General features: G+C 65.6%; 19 protein-coding genes and 1 tRNA gene. 10 read left to right on the top strand and 10 right to left on the bottom strand.

Features of this window, described 5'->3' with window-relative positions:
* The first annotated feature begins 169 nt into the window (after window positions 1–169).
* Window positions 170–808, top strand: a complete 639-nt coding sequence (locus tag NVS83_RS21020; RefSeq protein WP_258741113.1) for a hypothetical protein — start codon at window positions 170–172, stop codon at window positions 806–808.
* Window positions 809–1003: 195 nt separating this feature from the next.
* On the opposite strand, the gene NVS83_RS21025 is transcribed toward NVS83_RS21020, so the two are convergent.
* Window positions 1004–2248 carry an oxidoreductase gene (locus tag NVS83_RS21025; RefSeq protein ID WP_258741114.1) on the bottom strand — a complete coding sequence of 415 codons (1245 nt, stop codon included), beginning with the start codon at window positions 2246–2248 and terminating at the stop codon, window positions 1004–1006.
* 297 nt (window positions 2249–2545) lie between these two features.
* Between NVS83_RS21025 and NVS83_RS21030 the strand changes: the two genes are divergently transcribed.
* Genes NVS83_RS21030 through NVS83_RS21045 form a run of 4 tightly spaced genes read left to right on the top strand, consistent with a single transcriptional unit; the run spans window position 2546 to window position 6393 of the window.
* Entirely contained in the window at window positions 2546–3571 is a 1026-nt protein-coding gene (locus tag NVS83_RS21030) for an ABC transporter substrate-binding protein (protein WP_258741115.1), read from the top strand.
* Window positions 3535–4461, top strand: a complete 927-nt coding sequence (locus NVS83_RS21035; RefSeq protein ID WP_258741116.1) for an ABC transporter permease — start codon at window positions 3535–3537, stop codon at window positions 4459–4461. The genes NVS83_RS21030 and NVS83_RS21035 overlap by 37 nt, the downstream gene beginning before the upstream one ends.
* Window positions 4458–5276: an ABC transporter permease gene (locus tag NVS83_RS21040; RefSeq protein ID WP_258741117.1), complete on the top strand. Its 819-nt coding sequence runs from the start codon at window positions 4458–4460 to the stop codon at window positions 5274–5276. Before NVS83_RS21035 ends, NVS83_RS21040 begins: the two co-directional genes overlap by 4 nt.
* Window positions 5266–6393, top strand: a complete 1128-nt coding sequence (locus tag NVS83_RS21045; protein WP_258741118.1) for an ABC transporter ATP-binding protein — start codon at window positions 5266–5268, stop codon at window positions 6391–6393. Before NVS83_RS21040 ends, NVS83_RS21045 begins: the two co-directional genes overlap by 11 nt.
* Window positions 6394–6395: 2 nt before the next feature.
* Here NVS83_RS21045 and NVS83_RS21050 read toward each other — a convergent pair whose 3' ends face one another.
* Entirely contained in the window at window positions 6396–7667 is a 1272-nt protein-coding gene (locus NVS83_RS21050) for an NADH:flavin oxidoreductase/NADH oxidase (RefSeq protein WP_258741119.1), read from the bottom strand.
* A gap of 664 nt (window positions 7668–8331) precedes the next feature.
* On the opposite strand from NVS83_RS21050, the gene NVS83_RS21055 reads away from it, so the two are divergent.
* Entirely contained in the window at window positions 8332–9861 is a 1530-nt protein-coding gene (locus tag NVS83_RS21055; protein ID WP_309486232.1) for a B12-binding domain-containing radical SAM protein, read from the top strand.
* Between the two features lie 311 nt (window positions 9862–10172).
* Here the strand turns inward: NVS83_RS21055 and NVS83_RS21060 are convergent.
* Window positions 10173–10248 (bottom strand) — tRNA-Ala (locus NVS83_RS21060).
* A 171-nt stretch (window positions 10249–10419) separates the two neighbouring features.
* Here NVS83_RS21060 and NVS83_RS21065 point away from each other — a divergent pair.
* A complete protein-coding gene (locus NVS83_RS21065) occupies window positions 10420–10698 on the top strand; it encodes a YggT family protein (RefSeq protein ID WP_258733945.1) in 279 nt (92 codons plus the stop codon).
* Window positions 10695–11057, top strand: coding sequence for a DUF167 family protein (locus NVS83_RS21070; RefSeq protein WP_258741187.1), 363 nt, complete (start codon window positions 10695–10697; stop codon window positions 11055–11057). Before NVS83_RS21065 ends, NVS83_RS21070 begins: the two co-directional genes overlap by 4 nt.
* Before the next feature lie 26 nt (window positions 11058–11083).
* Here NVS83_RS21070 and NVS83_RS21075 read toward each other — a convergent pair whose 3' ends face one another.
* The 3 genes from NVS83_RS21075 to NVS83_RS21085 all read right to left on the bottom strand — a co-directional run bounded on the left by NVS83_RS21075 (window position 11084) and on the right by NVS83_RS21085 (window position 13967).
* A complete protein-coding gene (locus tag NVS83_RS21075) occupies window positions 11084–11593 on the bottom strand; it encodes a GNAT family N-acetyltransferase (RefSeq protein ID WP_258733944.1) in 510 nt (169 codons plus the stop codon).
* Between the two features lie 148 nt (window positions 11594–11741).
* Window positions 11742–13571, bottom strand: coding sequence for a translational GTPase TypA (typA, locus tag NVS83_RS21080; RefSeq protein ID WP_258733943.1), 1830 nt, complete (start codon window positions 13569–13571; stop codon window positions 11742–11744).
* 162 nt (window positions 13572–13733) lie between these two features.
* Window positions 13734–13967, bottom strand: coding sequence for a hypothetical protein (locus tag NVS83_RS21085; RefSeq protein WP_258733942.1), 234 nt, complete (start codon window positions 13965–13967; stop codon window positions 13734–13736).
* Between the two features lie 196 nt (window positions 13968–14163).
* Between NVS83_RS21085 and NVS83_RS21090 the strand changes: the two genes are divergently transcribed.
* The gene (locus NVS83_RS21090) at window positions 14164–14418 is read left to right on the top strand and encodes a hypothetical protein (RefSeq protein WP_258741121.1); all 255 of its coding nucleotides are present in this window, start codon (window positions 14164–14166) and stop codon (window positions 14416–14418) included.
* 3 nt (window positions 14419–14421) lie between these two features.
* Here NVS83_RS21090 and NVS83_RS21095 read toward each other — a convergent pair whose 3' ends face one another.
* Complete coding sequence (locus NVS83_RS21095; protein ID WP_258741123.1) at window positions 14422–15564, bottom strand: site-2 protease family protein; 1143 nt, start codon at window positions 15562–15564, stop codon at window positions 14422–14424.
* 140 nt (window positions 15565–15704) lie between these two features.
* Here NVS83_RS21095 and NVS83_RS21100 point away from each other — a divergent pair, with 140 nt between their 5' ends.
* Window positions 15705–16205 carry a pyridoxamine 5'-phosphate oxidase family protein gene (locus tag NVS83_RS21100; protein ID WP_258741124.1) on the top strand — a complete coding sequence of 167 codons (501 nt, stop codon included), beginning with the start codon at window positions 15705–15707 and terminating at the stop codon, window positions 16203–16205.
* 96 nt (window positions 16206–16301) lie between these two features.
* Here the strand turns inward: NVS83_RS21100 and NVS83_RS21105 are convergent, their stop codons facing one another.
* The 3 genes from NVS83_RS21105 to NVS83_RS21115 form a co-directional block, all read right to left on the bottom strand.
* Window positions 16302–17531, bottom strand: a complete 1230-nt coding sequence (locus NVS83_RS21105) for an argininosuccinate synthase (RefSeq protein ID WP_258741125.1) — start codon at window positions 17529–17531, stop codon at window positions 16302–16304.
* Window positions 17532–17661: 130 nt separating this feature from the next.
* On the bottom strand, window positions 17662–18288 hold the full coding sequence (locus tag NVS83_RS21110) for a hypothetical protein (protein ID WP_258741126.1): 627 nt from the start codon (window positions 18286–18288) through the stop codon (window positions 17662–17664).
* Window positions 18289–18293: 5 nt separating this feature from the next.
* Complete coding sequence (locus NVS83_RS21115) at window positions 18294–18683, bottom strand: VOC family protein (RefSeq protein WP_258741128.1); 390 nt, start codon at window positions 18681–18683, stop codon at window positions 18294–18296.
* Window positions 18684–18713 lie beyond the last annotated feature (30 nt).

Below are 18713 nucleotides of genomic sequence, written 5' to 3' on the forward strand. Positions count from 1 at the left end.
AGCAGTTGTGATAGGGTTGTCGAGACGTCGTTCGGCGTCGGGCGATGTAACACCCGGGCGACACGTGGCGTGTGGTTCTGATGTGATCGAGGCGTTTTCCACTCGATGCTGCGCGCCGCGACCGTCTGTACGGTTAAATGCAGAGGGGGGCGGTCCCATGAAAGCGCATGTGGCGATCGTCATCGGTTTGGCCTTCGCAACGGGGGGCACCCTGGCAGAGGGCCGGGTCGAGGTCGTCAAATTCGCGGCGGGCACGACCTCGACCAGCATCAAGGGCTCGATCCGCGGCGATGACATGGTGAGCTATTCCATAGGGACGGGCGCCGGACAGGTGATGCAGCTTCTGTTCGTCCCCTCCAACCGCTCCTGTTACGTCAACGTTTATGCGCCGGAAAACGCGCAGACGGCTGTCCATGTCGGGTCGTTGAGCGGCAACGAGTTCGGGATCAACCCTACGGCCCCGGGCTCCTACACGGCTCGCGTTTATCTGATGCGCAACGCGGCGCGGCGAAATGAAACCTGCCGCTTTACCCTTTCGATCGAGATCACCGGCAAGCCTGGCGGCATCAGCGCAGGCGGCAGCGACCAGCTGATGATCGACATCTGCAAGGGTTCTGCCGCCGGGATGTATGGCGTTCAGCCCCGCGACGTCGCGATTGCCAGAGGGGTCGTGGCGGCTTCCGGCGGCGGCTTCACGCTCGACGGGACCGTGGACAAGGGGGCCGAAGGCCTCAAGAAACTGCGCTGCATCTTTGGGCCTGATCGCCGGTTCAGCCATGTCCAGGCGATGACGAGCGACGGGGAATAGCAGGCGCCGCCCCGGAGGGCTCGGTCTTCATCCGAACACGGCAATCCTCACGCAAGCAGCGAAAACAGGAGTCGTGTCACCGGGGCCGTAGCGCCCGCCATCGCGCCGAGGCATCCATGGTTCACAGGCCACCGGCGCCATGCACTCCTTTCGAGAGCGGTAGGCGGCGGCGAAAGCTGGATACGTCTCCAGGCTTCATTCCCACGTGTACGGGACGCTTTCATCCACTTCATAAGGGATCATCAGCTGCTCTTGCCGCGAGGCTTCCTCGAGGTGCCGATCGCGGCGCTTGGTGCGAAAGGCGTGATGCACCGGCAGGAGGTCGAGATAATCCTCCATGCCCAGCTCGCGAGCCGCCCGTACCGGCCAGTTTGGCTCGACCATGAATTCGGTCGCGATGGCGATGAGATCCGCGGCCCCGTCCTGAAGGATACGTTCGGCCTGGGGCCCGGAGCTGATGCCGCCGACCGCCATCGTCCTGCAGCCCAATTCGCCGCGCACGCGCTTGGCATAGCCCGCCTGGAAGCCGGGAACGCGCGGCACCGCCGGCAGGCCGGAGGGCCCCCCGATGCCGCCGGACGAGCAGTCGATGACGTCGACGCCGCGCCCAATTAGTTCCCGGCCGAGGGTGAGCGTGTCGCGCATGCCCCATGTGCCTCCCTTGCCCTCGACGGCAGAGACGCGGAAGAAGAGCGGCTTGTCGTCCGGCCAGACGGCGCGCACCGCCTCAACCACTTCCAGCGCAAAGCGCATGCGCCCCAAGAGGGAGCCGCCATAGTCGTCCGTGCGGCGATTGCTGCCTTCCGACAGGAACTGATGCACGAGGTAGCCGTGGCCGCCGTGTATCTCCAGGATGTCGTAGCCGGCCTTGTGCGCCCGTACGGCGGCGGCGGCGTAGGCCTCGATGATGTGGCCGATTTCGTTCCTGTCGAGCTCAAGTGGTGTGACGCCGTCGGCACGCGATGCTCCGGGGCTCACCTCGACCGGCCGCCATCCTGCGTGGCCCCGCCGCGCATCCTCCTCGTTGAGCGGACCGAAGCCCTCGAGCGGCCCCCGGGTGGATGCCACGCGCCCGGTATGACCGATCTGAACGGCCGGCACGGCGCCTAGGGCCTTAAGGAAATCGTTGATGCGGCGATATTCGGGAATCAGGCGGTCTTCATAGAGCCCTGCGCAGCGGTGCGTCGTGCGGCCCCTCGCTTCGACGACGGAATCCTCGCTGAAGATGATGCCGGCACCGCCCATGGCGAAACGGCCGAGGTGCACGAGATGCCAGTCCGTCGGCCCACCATCGATCGACAGGTACTGGCACATGGGAGAGACCACGATGCGATTGCGGGCCGTGATGCCGCGCAGCGTGATCGGCCGGAACAGAAGCGGGCAATCTTTCTTGGCCTCGTCCTGCGTTTTTTCGGCCCGTTCGGGCAGATCCAGTCTCATCCTTATCGCCATTCCCGTTAGAATTTCCGGAAAAATATTGTCCTAAAACAACCAGTTCATGTATTGATATGTATCGTTGATTTTTAAATGTTCAAAATTTATGCAGTTGAAATCCGAATATGTTCAATAAATCGACATATAAGGACGTATATATATTTAAGCACTCTGCGAGTGTCATTGAGCGATAGGTGGTGCATATTATAAAATAAAATTTATTTATTTAATCAATTAACAATTATTAATTTTGCAAATTGACTAACGACGTTAGCGTTCTCTGCCAAACAGGGGAGAACTGCCGTGAAGCATTTCGTTGCCACAGTCCTCGCATGCTCGCTCACCCTCGCCGCCCTGCCTGCGTCCGCGCAGGAAAAGCTGAAAGTCAGCATCTGGGGTGGTAGCTGGCGCGACGCGATCGCCGATACCGTCGGAAAGAAGTTCACGGCCCAGACCGGCGCCGAGGTCGAGTTCGTCACCGGCGGCACGAATGACCGCCTGACCAAGGCCAAGCTCGCGGGTGACGCTCCCGAGACCGATGTGGTCTTCACCACCAGCCATGTTTCTCGCCTCTACGCGGCGAGCGGCCTGCTGGAAACGCTGGATCTCGCGAAGATCCCGAACGCTGCGAACCTGTTCCCGATCGCCAGGAAGTATCCCGACGTTCTCGGTGTGTGGTCGTATGCCTACACCATCGTCTATCGCCCCGATCTGGCCCCCGCGGGCATGACCTTCGATTCGTGGGAGGATCTCTGGGATCCGCGCATGAAGGGAATGCTCGGCCTTCATGGTACCGACCCGAGCCACATCATCGCCGCCGCCGCGAAGCTTTCCGGCACTGATGTCGCGAACTGGGAGAAGGCGCAGCCCAAGCTCCTCGCGCTGAAGCCCAACATCAAGGCCTATTACTCCTCCGATGCCACGAGCCAGGAGAAGCTTGCGAGCGGCGAAACGCCGGTTCAGGTGATCCTCACCAGCAATGCCTACGCGATTGCCAAGAACACGGACCTGAAGATCTCGATTCCGAAGGAAGGCGCGATCGCGGGTATCGACGTCATCGGCATCAACAAGGGCACGAAGCACGCGGACCTTGCCTACAAGTTCCTGAATATCGTGCTGTCGCCGGAGGTTCAGGCCGAGCTCGCCAACAGCAAGAAGATCGGCCCCATGAATGCCAAGGCCAAGGTCTCGCCCGACGTCGCCGCGCTGCCGGGCGTCTTCACCACGATCGAACAGTGGAAGGACCAGACGATCGTGATCGACGACAAGGTGCGCGCCGAGAAGCTGGGCCAGTGGCGCGAGTGGTTCGCCGAAAACATGATGAACTGACGATCGCCTTCGCGAGCCGTCCGGCCATGCCCAGCACGTCGCGCCCCAGCTTTACGAACTGGCTGATCATCCCGGCCGGGGTCGTGGCGGTGACGCTCGCGAGCGCCATGTTCGTCCTCTTTCAGTCTGCGTTCCGGGAAGCCATTCCCGGTTCGCTCGAGGTCGGTGGGTTCACGCTGGCGAATTTCGGGCGGCTTCTACGCCCGATCTATCTGCAGGCCTTCCTAGATACGCTGTGGTTCGCGGCCATCTGCTCGGTCGCAAACCTCCTGCTGGGCTATCCGCTGGCCTATGTGCTCGTGCGTACGCGCTCGCCGTCCCTCAAGTCGGCCATTCTCGTCATCACGCTGATGCCCCTGTTCACCGGGGACATCGTGCGGACCTATGGCTGGCTCGCGGTGCTCGGCAAATACGGGTTTCTCAATTCCAGCCTCATGGGGCTCGGCCTCATCTCGGAGCCGCTCGAGCTGCTCTATACCGCGACCGGCGTCGTCATCGCGCTGGTGCAGTATTCGATGCCGATCATGGTCATCATTCTCTCGGCCTCGATCAGCCACGTCGATCCCAGTCTCGAACGGGCGGCGCGCGGGCTTGGCGCTTCGCCGGTACGTGCCTTTCTGCTCGTCACGCTGCCGCTGTCGCTTCCGGGCATCGTCTCGGGCGTCCTGACGATCTTCGCGTGGACGCTGAGCGCCTTCTCCACGCCGCAGATAATCGGCGGCGGCAAGGTCAATACGATCGCGACCCTGATCTACAATGTCGGCTTCTCGAACTTCAATTTCCCGTTCGCAGCGGCGCTCAGCCTGACATCGCTGGTGATGATCTTCCTTCTGCTCGGGATCATCGGCACGCTCGCGCGCCGGGCCCTCACCGTGCCGGTCGCGACATGAGCTGGCGCGCCAAGGCCCGCATCGGGCGCATCCTCGGCGGCGTCACCATCGCCCTGATCCTCATCTACATGATGCTGCCATCAGTGATCGTCGCGGCCGCGGCATTCAGCGATGGCGAGACGCTGGCATTTCCCCCGCAGGGCTTTTCGCTGCGCTGGTTCGTCCGGGCGTTCACCTATCCCGATTTCCAGACCGGGCTGATCAACAGCCTCATCATTGCGGCGGTGACCTCGGTGGTCGCCACGGTCGCGGGAGCCGGTTATGCTTTCGTCGTCGACCGCTATCGTTTCGTCGGGCGCCAGCTTCTGCGCGGAATGCTCACCGCTCCGCTGGTGATCCCGCATTTCATCGTCGGCCTGGCGCTGCTGATGCTGGCCTCCCTTGTCGGCCTCAACCGCAGCTACACGATCGTGGTTCTCACCCACGTCATCGTCGTCACGCCCTTCGTCGCGCGCAGCGTTCATGCCTCCCTGCAGGCGCTCGACGTCTCGGTCGAGCGGGCGGCTGCCGGCCTGGGAGCCAGCCCGCTGACCGTCTTCCTGCGCATCGACGTGCCGCTGCTCGCGCCGGGCCTGCTCGGCGGCTTCCTGTTCGCGGTGATCCTGTCGTTCACCGAGTTCTCGGCCTCGCTGTTCGTGACGGGCCAGCAGACCCAGACGCTGCCCGTGGCGATGTTCACCTATATCCGCGACTTCGCGGATCCGACCATGGCCGCGCTTTCCACCGTGTTCATCGTGGTGGTGGCCTGTCTCCTGACGATCGCCACCCGATGGTTCGGGCTTGCCGCGATCCTGAGTGACCAGAATGAGCACTGACACAACAAGCGAGGCGACCGCCGGCGAGATCGCCGTCGAGCTTCGAGGCGTGCGCAAGTCCTATGGCGGCACGGCCGCGGTTCGCGATGTGAGCCTCACCATCAGGCGGGGCGAGATCGTCACGCTCCTCGGCCCCAGCGGCTGCGGCAAGACGAGCCTTCTGAACATCATTGCCGGCTTCGTCGAGCCCGATGCCGGGGTCGTCATCATCAACGGCCGATCCGTCGCCAACGAGCCTCCCCATCGCCGGTCGCTCGGTATGGTCTTTCAGAACTACGCCCTGTTTCCGCACATGAGCGTGAGGGAAAACGTTGCTTTCGGCCTACGGATGCGTCGGGCTGCGAGGGCGCAGATCGCTGCGAAGGTGGCCGACGCGCTCGATCTCGTTCAGCTCTCCGGCATGGAGGGGCGCAAGCCGCATGAGCTTTCGGGAGGGCAAAGGCAGCGCGTGGCGCTGGCCCGCGCCCTGGTGATCGATCCCGACGTGCTCCTGCTCGACGAGCCGCTGTCCGCGCTCGACAAGAACCTGCGGACGCAGATGCAGATGGAGATCAAGGAGATCCAGCGCCGCATCAACGTGACGACGATCTGCGTCACGCATGATCAGGGCGAGGCCCTCAGCATGTCGGACCGCATCGCGGTGATGGCGCATGGTGAGATCCAGCAGATCGCCCGGCCCACCGATCTCTACAGGAACCCCGCGAGCGATACCGTCGCCGCGTTCGTCGGCGACAGCAACCGTCTCAGGGCAACTGTGCGCGGTGTCACGCACGGCGTGCCGGATATCCACTTCGGCACGGGTGGAGCCATCATCGCGTTGGGTGATCGTGCCGATAGGGCCCTGGAAGCGGGCGACCCTGTCGATGTCTTCCTTCGCCCGGAAAGCATCCGGATCCATGCGGTGGGGGCGATGCCGGACGAGACGTGCCCGGGAGTGGTGCGGACGGTGGTGTTCCAGGGCTCGCATTCCGACCTCATCATCGACACCGAGGCTTTCGGTCCGCTGCTGGTGAGAACGTCGGACATCGCCCATTCGGCGTGGCAGGCGGGAAAATCCGTGAACCTGTCCGTCGACTGGACGGGTGCACGGCCTTTCCGTGCGGCGCCACGCGCTTAGCGTCAGCGGCCCAGAGGGCGCTTGCCGTTGCCGAGCGGTTGAAGGAATTCTGCCGGCCACTCATAGGGAACGGACTGCGTCGCCGAGAGAGGAACGACCGTCTCCGATCCCGGCGGATAAAGATCATTGTACTCGTTGCGCCGGCGCAGCCTGAAGGAATAGGCGGGCGGAAAGACCGACAGATAGTCCGGCACGCCGAGCTCGCGGGCCGCATGGGCCGGCCAGTCGGCGTTGTACATGAGTTCGCGTGCCATCGCGACGAGGTCGGCGGCTCCGCTGCGCAGGATGTCTTCGGCCTGGCTGGGCGTCGTGATGAGGCCGACGGCCATCGTATGGATGCCGGCTTCGCGCCGCACGATGTCGGCATAGGCTACCTGGTGGCCGGGGACGCGGGGCGAGGGCGCCATGTCCGAGGTGCCGCCCATGCCGCCGCTCGTGCAGTCGAGGACATCCACGCCTCTCTCTGCAAGGCCTTTGGCCAGAATGACGGTGTCCTCGATCCCCCACGCGCCGCCCCTGCCGTCCACCGATGCGCATCGAAAGAACAGCGGCTTGTCCGCCGGCCATTCCTTGCGCACGGCTTCCACGACCTCGAACGCGTAGCGCATGCGCCCCTCGCGGCTGCCGCCATAGGCATCCGTCCTGCGGTTGGCCAGGGGGGAGAGGAACTGATGGATGAGGTAGCCGTGCGCAGCGTGGATTTCACAAATGTCGAAGCCCGCCTCGAGCGACCGTCGCGCGGCTTGGGACCAGGCCTCCAGGGTCGAACGGATGCCCGTCTCGTCGAGCGCAATCGGCGGAGGGAAGTTCGGACCGGCCGCGACGGGGCTGGAGGAGATCGTCTGCCATGGCGGTTCGCCATGCGTGGCATCTGCTGCCGTAAGGGGAGGCCAGCCGGCCATGGCGCCGCCAACGGAGCCCTTGCGTCCCGCGTGGCCGAGCTGGATGGCCGGAACGGCGCCGAGCGAGTGCAGGAAGTCCGTGATCCTGCGGTAAGCGGCAACATGCTCGTCCGTATAGATGCCTGCGCAATGATGCGATTTGCGGCCATCCGGCTCGATCGCTGTCTCCTCGCAGAAAATGATGCCGGCGCCGCCGATCGCGAACCGTCCGAGATGGACGAGATGCCAGTCGACCGGTCCGCCGTCGACGGACATGTACTGGCACATCGGCGACACGACGATGCGGTTCTTCGAGCGAACGGAGCGGATCTGACAGCCGGAAAAGAGCAGGGGGGCCTGCTCTGCCGCGCCGGCAGTGGTGACATCAGACATGGTAAGGCCCAAACTGCATTGTTGATCAGTGTAAATAGATGCACAAAACGATCAAATAGTTAAATAAATAAAATTAATAATTTAAATTAATACAATATTTAACGAAGAGAGGTCTTGTGTTGATCGTTTCAATATCGAGCAATCAATACTTTCCAATTTCTTACGATCATCGCCGGATCTTGTAGGTCATAACGGACACGACGTCAGGCTTGTTCTCATGAAGTCGGGCGCTCGAACTAGGGTCCTCCGGATGCAGTTCAGCATCACCTCGTCCAATCGCGGATCATGAAATTCACGGTCGACGCAGACGCGGCGCCGACCTTCCACATTGGCGATCGCGCCCGCAATCGGCCAGCGGAGATGCAAGCAAATCCGTTGATCTGTATAATGGTAGCGATAGAACAACTGCAGGTAGAAATGAATAGAGTTGCGAATGGCGCGAATTGGGCGATTATAGTCAAAAAATAGTAGCATTTTCTTACCTTATCTACTTGTCGTAACTTTTCCAAAATCTGCCTATAGTCGTCGGACGTGTACGACAGATCGCCCGATTTCAGGTCCCTTGCCCGGAGGACACAGGATGCGGCAGCAGACGAAGGTCTTGCTCGTGTACCCACGGTTTGCGGGTCCCTCGTTCTGGAACTTCCGGGAAACATGCTCGCTGGTGGGAGCGCGCTATCCCGCTCCTCCGCTCGGATTGATCACTGTCGCGGCGATGCTGCCGGACCATTGGACCCTGCGGCTGGTCGACTGCAACGTCGAGGAGCTGTCGGACCGCGACCTCGGCTGGGCCGATCTCGTGCTGATGAGCGGCATGCTGCCCCAGCAGGAGAATGCGCTCCGGCTGATCGACCGCGTACACGCCGCGGGGAAGCTCGTGGCCGTCGGCGGCCCGGATGCGACCTCCAGCCCGGAGCTTTACGCCGCTGCCGACTTCCGCGTGCTCGGGGAGGCGGAGGACGTCATCGATGACTTCATCGCCGCCTGGACGTCCGGCGAGACCAAGGGCGACTTCACCGCGCCGAAGTTCCAGGCAGACGTGACGCGCTCGCCGGTGCCCCGCTTCGATCTCCTCACATTCAGCAACTACCTTTTCGTCGGCGTCCAGTTCTCACGGGGTTGCCCGTTCACCTGCGAGTTCTGCGACATCATCGAGCTCTACGGGCGGGTCCCGCGCACCAAGACGACGGAGCAGATGCTCGCGGAGCTCGATGCGCTCTACGCGCTCGGCTATCGCGGCCATGTCGATTTCGTCGACGACAACCTGATCGGCAACAAGAAGGCCGTGAAGGCGTTCCTGCCGGCGCTGATCGAGTGGCAGAAGGCGCACAGCCACCCGTTCGAGTTCTCGACCGAGGCGTCGATCAACCTCGCCGACGACCAGGCCTTGCTGGCGCTGCTGTCGCAGGCGGGGTTCTTCACCGTCTTTGTCGGCATCGAGAGCCCGGACGAGGACGTGCTGCGGTCGGCGCAGAAGAAGCAGAACACCCGGCGCGACATCGTCGTCAGCCTCGAGAAGATCTACGCCGCCGGCATTGTCGTGATCGCGGGTTTCATCCTCGGCTTCGACGACGAAAAACCGGGCGCGGGCGCGAGAATGGCCGAGCTGATCGAGGATGCCGCAATACCTGTCAGCATGGTTGGCCTGCTCTACGCCTTGCCCAACACGCAGCTCACCACCCGGCTGGGCCGCGAGGGCCGGCTGTTCGCCAGCGACCATGTCGAAGAGGGCGTGTCGGGCGACCAGTGTATCGCCGGGCTAAACTTCGACACGAAGCGCCCGCGCATCGACATCCTGCGCGACTATCATCAGGTCGTGTCGTCCATCTACACGCCCCGCTCGTTCTTCGACCGGGTCCGGCGCGTGGGCGAGAAGCTCAGGCCGCCGCCGTCGGTGGACAAGAGCTTCAACTTCGGCCGCTCCATGGCGGATGCCCGCCTCTTCACGCGCTTCATGGTGAAGTCCGCGTTCAGGCATCCCCAGCTCGCCCTGCAGATGACGCGACTGATCGGCCAGGGGATGAGGACAAATCCCGGCGCCGTCCCGGCCATGGTCAAGATGGCGATTTTCTACGCCCATCTCGGCCCCTTCGCCCGCTATGTGAGCGAGGAGATCGCCTCCCAGATCGAGGCGATCGAGGATGGGTCCTGGGCGGCCCCGGAGCGCACGCCCGCCATCGTCATGACGGCCTGACGCGGAAGCAAGCGCGGCGCCCGCCTCGTTCTCGACGAGCGCGGTCGCCTGCGAGAGGCGCCGCCACGCGGCCTTGCGAAAATGCCCTCCCGTCCTGTCGGGTTCGTCGACATCGCACGGCCTGTGCGGTGCGCATCCCGCCGCAGGAGAGCATGCCGACGCGCGTCCGGCGGATATTGTCGGGTTCGGTGGTCTGCGCCTCGCGCACGGCTTCATCGCGCCGGATTTCGCCGGCGTCGTCGCGAAGCGGTGTATCGCGCTGGGATGAGATCAGTGAGAGACGAAATTCACGTAGAATTTCAATGCCGATTTGGTGGAGCCGAGGGGATTTGAACCCCTGACCTCTGCAGTGCGATTGCAGCGCTCTCCCAACTGAGCTACGGCCCCACGCTTCAGGCCGCGCCTTGTACGGTTCCCGCCCGCCCGCTGTCAAGGCGCCTCGGCGCTCCGTTGCCCGGCCTTGTGAATCGGGGTTGCCGCAATGCGGCGGCGCCTTTAAGCATCAATGACAAGCATACCCTCCGGTGCCTGCCCAAGGTCCCTCTTCCGAGGCTCGCGATGTACTCGCTTCTCTGGCTGTTCGACACGCTGATCACGCTCTATGTCTGGATTCTCATCGCCTCGGCCATCCTGTCGTGGCTGGTGGCGTTCAATGTCGTCAATCCGCACAATCAGGTCGTGCGCAGCATCGGCGAGTTCCTCTGGCGCGTCACCGAGCCGGTGCTGGCGCCGATCCGGCGGATCCTGCCCAATCTCGGCGGCATCGACATCTCGCCGGTGATCCTCATCATCGGCCTCTACTTCATCCGCAACCTCGTGTTCGAGATCCTGCTCTGAGCCGAAATCCCGCGCCGGGCCAAGTTGGATCGCAGGGCGACGAGCACGCGCGGGCCTGGTGCGCGGCGCCGGACGGGCTGCTCGTAACCGTGCGCGCCACGCCGCGCGGCGGACGCGACGCGCTCGACGGCGTCGTCACGCTGGCCGACGGGCGCGAGGCGCTGAAGCTGCGGGTCTCGGTGGCGGCGGAAGACGGCAAGGCCAATGCGGCGCTGGCCAAGCTGCTGGCAAAGGCCGCCGGCATTCCCCCGTCGCGGGTGGAGCTCGTCTCGGGCGCGACGGCGCGGCTGAAGACCTTCAGGCTGGCGGGAGACGCGGCCGAGCTTTCCGCCCGGCTGGAACAGGCGGTGGCGGGCTAGCGGCTGGGGGTGCAGAGAGGGCGGCTTCAGCCGTTCCAGCCGAAGGCCAGCTTTTCGAGCGTGCGCTCGCCGAAGGTCTCGGTGGAGCGGGCGACGCCCATGCCGCCGAGCGCGCGGTAGAACCCCAGCGCCGGCTCGTTCGCCGCCAGTGCCCACACGGCGAGTCCCTCGAAGCCGGCGCTCGCCAGCTCCTTGCGCGCATCGTTGAACAGGCGGCGGCCGAAGCCGAGGCCCTGATATTCGGGACGCAGATAGAGCTCGTAGATCTCGCCCTCATAGGGCAGGCCGCGGGCGCGGTTGCGCCCGACATTGGCGTAGCCGGCCACCGCGTCGCCGAGGGTGAGCACCAGCACGCGCGAGCCGCGCTTCAGCGCCGTCTCCCACCACAGGGGGCCGCGCCGCTGGATCATCTTTTCCAGCTCGGCGCCGGGAATGAGGCCACGATAGGCAACCCGCCAGGCCGAGTCGTGGATCTCGGCAATCTGGGCGGCATCGGTCGGGCGAGCCCGGCGAGTCTCGACAAGAAGCGTGCTCATTGCCCCCTGATGGGAGCAAATGCGCTCCCCGGGATCAAGGGCTTTCCTCCGCGAACGCGCGATCGATCCACCAGGGCGTTGCACCGCCGCCACTCCGGCATGCGGCGACGGGCCGCGGGGTGGCGCGACGCCAGTGCCCCGCGGGGCCTCAGACCCCTTCGGCTTCCTTGCGGCGCTCCTCGCGCTTGCGGTCGTTCGGGTCGAGCAGGCGCTTGCGCAGGCGAATCGACTTCGGCGTGACCTCGACCAGCTCGTCGTCCTGGATCCAGGCCAGCGCGCGCTCCAGCGTCATGCGGATCGGCGGGGTGAGGCGGACCGCCTCGTCCTTCGAGGTGGTGCGCACGTTGGAGAGCTTCTTGCCCTTCAGCACGTTCACCTCGAGGTCGTTGTCGCGGGTGTGGATGCCCACCAGCATGCCCTGATAGACCTTCCAGCCCGGCTCGATCATCATCGGGCCGCGATCCTCGAGGTTCCACAGCGCGTAGGCCACCGCCTCGCCCGCCTCGTTGGCGATCAGCACGCCGTTGTTGCGGCCGGCGATCTCGCCCTTGTAGGGGGCGTATTCGTGGAACAGGCGGTTCATGATCGCGGTGCCGCGCGTGTCGGTCAGCAGCTCCGACTGGTAGCCGATGAGGCCGCGGGTCGGGGCGTAGAAGACGAGGCGCACGCGGTTGCCGCCGGAGGGGCGCATCTCCACCATCTCGGCGCGGCGCTCGCTCATCTTCTGCACGACCACGCCGGAGAATTCCTCGTCGACGTCGATCAGCACTTCCTCGATCGGCTCCAGCGCCTCGCCGGTGTCCGCGTCCTTGGTGAAGACGACGCGCGGGCGCGACACGGCGATCTCGAAGCCCTCGCGGCGCATGGTCTCGATCAGCACCGCGAGCTGGAGCTCGCCGCGGCCGGAGACGTAGAAGCTGTCCTTCTCGGACGATTCCTCGATCTTCAGCGCGACGTTGCCCTCCGCTTCGCGCAGTAGGCGGTCGCGGATGACGCGGCTCGTCACCTTGTCGCCCTCGGTACCCGCGAGCGGGGAATCGTTGACGATGAAGGTCATGGTCACGGTCGGCGGGTCGATCGGCTGCGCCTTGAGCGGCGTGTCCACCGAAAGGTCGCAGAAGGTCTCGGCGACCGTGCCCTTCTGCAGGCCGGCAATGGCAACGATGTCGCCGGCGACGCCTTCCTCGATCGGCTGGCGCTCGATGCCGCGGAAGGCGAGGATCTTGGAGACGCGGCCCTGCTCGACCAGCGTGCCGTCCTGCGCCAGCACCTTGACGGTCTGGTTGGGCTTCACCGAGCCGGAGGAGATACGCCCGGTCAGCATGCGGCCGAGGAACGGGTTCGATTCCAGCAGCGTGCCGATCATCTTGAACGCGCCTTCCTCGACTGTCGGCTCGGGCACATGCTCAAGCACGAGGTCGAACAGCGGCGCCATGCCCTGGTCCTGCGGACCCTCGGCCGAGTGGGCCATCCAGCCGTTGCGGCCGGAGCCGTAAAGGATCGGGAAGTCGAGCTGGTCGTCGGTGGCGTCGAGCGCCGCGAACAGGTCGAACACCTCGTTGATGACTTCCTGGGAGCGGGCGTCCTGGCGGTCCACCTTGTTGATCGCCACGATCGGGCGCAGGCCGACCTTCAGCGCCTTGCCGACCACGAACTTGGTCTGCGGCATCGGCCCCTCGGCGGCGTCGACCAGCACGATGGCGCCGTCCACCATGTTGAGGATGCGCTCCACCTCGCCGCCGAAATCGGCGTGGCCGGGCGTGTCGACGATGTTGATGCGCACATCCTTCCACACGACCGAGGTCGCCTTGGCGAGGATGGTGATGCCGCGCTCCTTTTCCAGGTCGTTGGAGTCCATCACGCGCTCGGCGACCCGCTGGTTCTCGCGGTAGGAGCCGGACTGCTTCAGCAGTTCGTCGACCAGGGTGGTCTTGCCGTGGTCGACGTGGGCGATGATGGCGATGTTGCGCAGCTTCATGAATCAAACACCAAAAAGCGGACCCGAAGGCTTCCGGGCCCGCAATGAATTTTGCGGCGCACTATACTCAGAACGCCCGTCAAGGCAATGACGGCGCTCCGCAGCACCCTCAAGCGCCCAAATTGGCGCCTGCCGCAGCGTGCGCGGGGCCTGCCGCGGCGCTCACTGCTCGTCGCGCAGCTCCCACAGGCGCCGGATCTGCGGCATCTTCAAAACCTCGCCGTCGGCGGTCCGCAGCCACGCGACCTCGCGGTGGGCCGGGGCCTGCGTCATGGCGAAGGCGACGGCATCGTCGAGCGAGCCGAACTCGTAGCTGTCCGGCCAGGTATCGGGGGCGTCGACGGTGTGGGATGGGGGCCAGTATTGCAGGCGCACGGCGGCGTGTTCCGTGGTCATGCGCATTTCCTCCTCGCAAACGGGTTCGCACCGATCCGGCACGCGCCCGCGCAGGGGCGCGGCGGATGAAGACAACGCGCCGGTCGGCGGAAGGTTCCCGCCCGGGACGAAATAGATGTGCGCGGATTCGCCCTATCTTGAAGAGAGGGCCGCAACGACCCAGTCTTCTTGGGACAACGAAGCCGAGGGACGACACATGAGCGATACCGATGGCCGCGAGCCGATCAACCCCGCCGACTATCCCGAGAAGGAGGTCGACGAGGCGATCGAGGAAAGCATGCCGGCGAGCGACCCGCCTTCCTTCAGCGGTATCACCGGCAACGAGCCTCCGCCGCCGCGCGAGGAGGCCGAGCGGTCCGAGGAGGACGTGGACGAGGCGCTGGACGAGAGCTTCCCGGCGAGCGATCCGCCCTCCTTCACGCCGGTCACCGGCGTCAGGGAGGACGACTGAGCGCTAGCTGCCGATCCCCGGCCCGGTCGGGCCGGGCGTCGAGCGGCGCGCCCAGGGGCCGAAGCGCGCATCGGGGCGCGCGGCGCGCAGCATCATCATCTCGCCGACATTCTCCGGCGAGAGCAGCCCGACCAGCCTGCCGGCGGCGTCGAGCACGCCTACCACCGGCGCCCTCTTCTCGGTGAGCAGGCGCAGCGCCGCGTCGAGCGGGGAGCGCACCGGCACGGTCGGCACCTCGCCCTGCATCGCCTCGATCACTGAGGCGGCGGGCCCGCTCTTCTGTAGCGCGTGGATCATGGCGTCGCGCGTGAGCACGCCGCGCAGGTGCCCCGCGCCGTCGACGACGGGAAATTCCTTCTGGGTGGTGCGGATCAGCGCCTCGGCCGCGTCGCCCACACTCGCCTGCGGGCCCAGCGTCTCGAACTGGGTGATCATCGCATCCTGCACCAGCAGCCCCTGCGCCGCCTGCTTCATCTGCACCGATCCGGCCTCGCCGGAGGCGGCGAGGAAGACAAAGATCGCGATCACGATCAGCATCGGGTTGCCGAAGATGCCGAGGAAGCCGAGGCCGATGGCGAGCGCCTGGCCGATCGAGGCCGCGGTCTGGGTGGCCTGGGCATGGCCCATGGTCATGGCGAGCAGGGCGCGCAGCACCCGCCCGCCGTCCATCGGGAAGGCCGGGATCAGGTTGAACACCACCAGGAAGATGTTGGCCGCCGCGAGCTTGGCGACGAGGCTCACCTGCGGGTTCTCGATGTTCTCGATGTGCTCCATGCCGACATGGCCGCCGAGGAACAGCAGCAGCACGGCCGCGATGACGACGTTGACCAGCGGGCCGGCGATGGCGACCACGAGCTCCTCGGAGGGCTTCTCCGGGATCCGCTCCAGCCGGGCGATGCCGCCGAACGGCCACAGCGTCACCTCCGGCGTCTTCACCCCGTAGCGCCGCGCGGCGAGGATGTGACCGAACTCGTGCAGCAGCACGCACAGGAACAGCAGCGCTACGAAGGCGACGCCCTCCCAGGCCGCGCCGCTGCCGCCCTGCCGGTAATAGGCCGCCCAGATCCAGACCAGGAACAGCAGGAAGGTCACGTGGATGCGGACCGCCGTGCCATAGACATGTCCGACGGTAAGCGACCAGGGCATGGGGCATCTCCTCGAGGCAGGGTGGCGTTACCATAGCCCTGCCGCGCCTGCATGACAGCGGATTTGCACGGACCTCCCGGGCGGCTTTCGGGGAACCCCTGCCGCGTCCTCGTGTTGCCTCACCAAAGAGGAGGCTTCTCATGGACACGATGAGCACGGAAAAGGCCGTCGACCACGTCTGGGACATGATGGACGACATCCGCACCTGCATGCTGGTCTCGAAGCAGGGGCTCACCCTGCGCGCCCGGCCGATGCACGCGATCAACGCGCGGGAGGAGGGCTGCGTCTGGTTCCTGTCGGATCGGCGCGGCCACAAGGACGAGGAGCTCCAGCGCGACCCGCAGTCGGCGCTGGTCTTCGTCGACAAGTCCGGGCGCGACTTCCTGTCCGTCACCGGCGAGACCGAGGTCGTGCAGGACCGGCGCAAGATCGACGATCTGTGGAGCGAGGGCGCCGCGGCCTACTGGCCCGAGCAGGGCAAGAACGACCCGAACATCGAGGTGCTGCGCTTCGTGCCCGAGAATGCGGAATACTGGGACGGCCCGGCCAATGGCGCGCTGGTCGCGCTCAAGCTGGTGAGCGCGCGCATGGCCGGGCGCAAGCCGGACCTCGGCGAGAACCGCAAGGTGCCGCTGGACTGACGCGCCTTTGCGCGCTCCGGCCTGGAACGACGAAGGGCGGCCCTGTGCGGAGCCGCCCTTTATCGTTGTGTGATCCTTGCGCGCGGCGAGGAGGGATCAGCCGCCCGTCAGCTTGTTGCGGTTGGCGAGGGTGCGCAGGCGCAGCGCGTTGAGCTTGATGAAGCCCTGCGCGTCGCGATGGTCGTAAGCGACCGCGCCTTCCTCGAAGGTCACGAGGTCCTGATTGTAGAGCGAATAGGGGCTCTCGCGGCCGACCACGTCGACATTGCCCTTGTAGAGCTTCACCCGTACCTGGCCGGTCACCAGTTCCTGGCTCTTGTCGATCAGCGCCTGCAGCATCTCGCGCTCGGGCGAGAACCAGAAGCCGTTATAGATCAGCTCGGCGTAGCGCGGCATGATCTCGTCCTTGAGATGCGCCGCGCCGCGGTCGAGCGTGATGCTCTCGATGCCGCGATGGGCCGCCAGCAGGATGGTGCCGCCGGGGGTCTCGTAGACGCCGCGCGATTTCATGCCGACGAAGCGGTTCTCGACCAGGTCGAGCCGGCCGATGCCGTTCTCCCTGCCGAGCGCGTTGAGCTTCGTGAGCAGGGTTGCCGGCGACATCTTCTCGCCGTCGATGGCGACCGGGTCGCCCTTCTCGAAATCGATGGTGATGTAGGTCGCCTTGTCGGGCGCATCCTCGGGCGAGATGGTGCGCATATAGACCATCTCGGGCGCTTCCTGCGCCGGGTCCTCGAGCACCTTGCCCTCGGAGGAGGAGTGCAGCAGGTTCGCGTCGACCGAGAACGGCGCCTCGCCGCGCTTGTCCTTGGCGATCGGGATCTGGTGGCTCTCGGCGAACTCCAGCAGCCTGGTGCGGGAGGCGAGGTCCCATTCGCGCCACGGCGCGATGATCTTGATGTCCGGCTCGAGCGCGTAATAGCTCAGCTCGAAGCGCACCTGGTCGTTGCCCTTGCCGGTGGCGCCGTGGGAGACGGCGTCGGCGCCGACCTTGCGGGCGATCTCGATCTGCTTCTTGGCGATCAGCGGGCGGGCGATCGAGGTGCCGAGCAGGTACTGCCCCTCATAGACCGCGTTGGCGCGGAACATCGGGAACACGTAGTCGGAGACGAACTCCTCGCGCACGTCCTCGATGAAGATGTGCTCGGGCTTGATGCCGAGCATCTCGGCCTTCTTGCGCGCCGGCTCCAGCTCCTCGCCCTGGCCGAGGTCGGCGGTGAAGGTCACCACCTCGCAGCCATAGGTGGTCTGCAGCCATTTGAGGATCACCGAAGTGTCGAGACCGCCCGAATAGGCAAGTACCACCCGCTTGACGTCGCCAGTCATGTTCCGTTCCGCACGAGAGAGGAGGGGGCCGAGGCCGTTGCCGGCCGCAGGCGCCCGGGCCTGAAAGCGCGCGGACTATAGGCATGGCGCGGCGCGGTGCAAGCCCGCAACCGTCAGACGCGTCCGCCCGTCAGGGCGCGGGCGAGCGCGTGGGCACGGTGTCGGGCATCGGCAATGTCGCGCGCGGAAGCGTGGGCGTCGGTGCGGGCGTGGGGGCAGGCGCGGGCAGCGCATGAGCCGGCGGGGCGGGCGGCGCGGGAGGGTTCGGCCCGGCGGCCGGAGGCCCGGGCGGGGCGGCGGGGCGCGGCGTGCCGAGCGGTTTCCAGAAGCCGGCGGTCCATCCCGCCACCAGCCAGTAGGCGAGCCCGCCCGCGAGTCCGGCGCCGAGTATGTAGAGCGTGCCGTCGTCGAAGGGGACCGGCGTGTCCGGATAGGGCGAGAACAGCGCCGCCGCCACCAGCGCCGAGACCGCGCCATTGGCGGCGTGGAAGATCCAGGAGCGGATGGCGAACATCTCGGCGAACAGGATGCCGATGGCGGCTACCGCCCACATGGCGAGCATCACCGCCATCAGCGCGAAGCTCGCCGCCGCCAGTGCGTCGAACAGGGCCGGGGCCTGCACGGCCACCGCGCCCGAGAGCAGGTCGCCGATCCGCCAGTAGCCGACCATGATGACGACCATGGTCGCGATCATCCCGACGACGATGCCGAGCGGCACCAGGAGCACACGAAGCAGCAGGCGCAGAAGATTGTCCATCGCGCTCACACCTGCCTGTGGCAGACGGCCTCGACATTGTGCCCGTCGGGATCGAGCACGAAGGCGCCGTAATAGGTCGGGTGGTATTGCGGGCGCAGGCCCGGCGCGCCGTTGTCGCGCCCCCCGGCGGCAAGCGCGGCGGCGTAGAAGGCGTCGACCGCCTCGCGATCCTCGGCCGTGAAGGCGACATGGACCCGCCCGCCGGTGAGCGCGCCGCCGGTGCCGATCCAGAAGAACGGCTTGCCGCCGACACCGAAGCCGGCATGGGCGTCCCCGCCGGTCTGGTCGGGCGTCACCTCCATGACGATGCTGACGCCGAGCGGCGCCAGCGCCGCCCCATAGAAGGCGCGCGAGCGCTCGAAATCGGCGACGGGAAATCCGACATGGTCCAGCATCGCACACTCCCTCCGCCCGGCGATCTCGCC

Source organism: Ancylobacter mangrovi (assembly GCF_024752335.1).
Lineage (GTDB): Bacteria > Pseudomonadota > Alphaproteobacteria > Rhizobiales > Xanthobacteraceae > Ancylobacter > Ancylobacter mangrovi.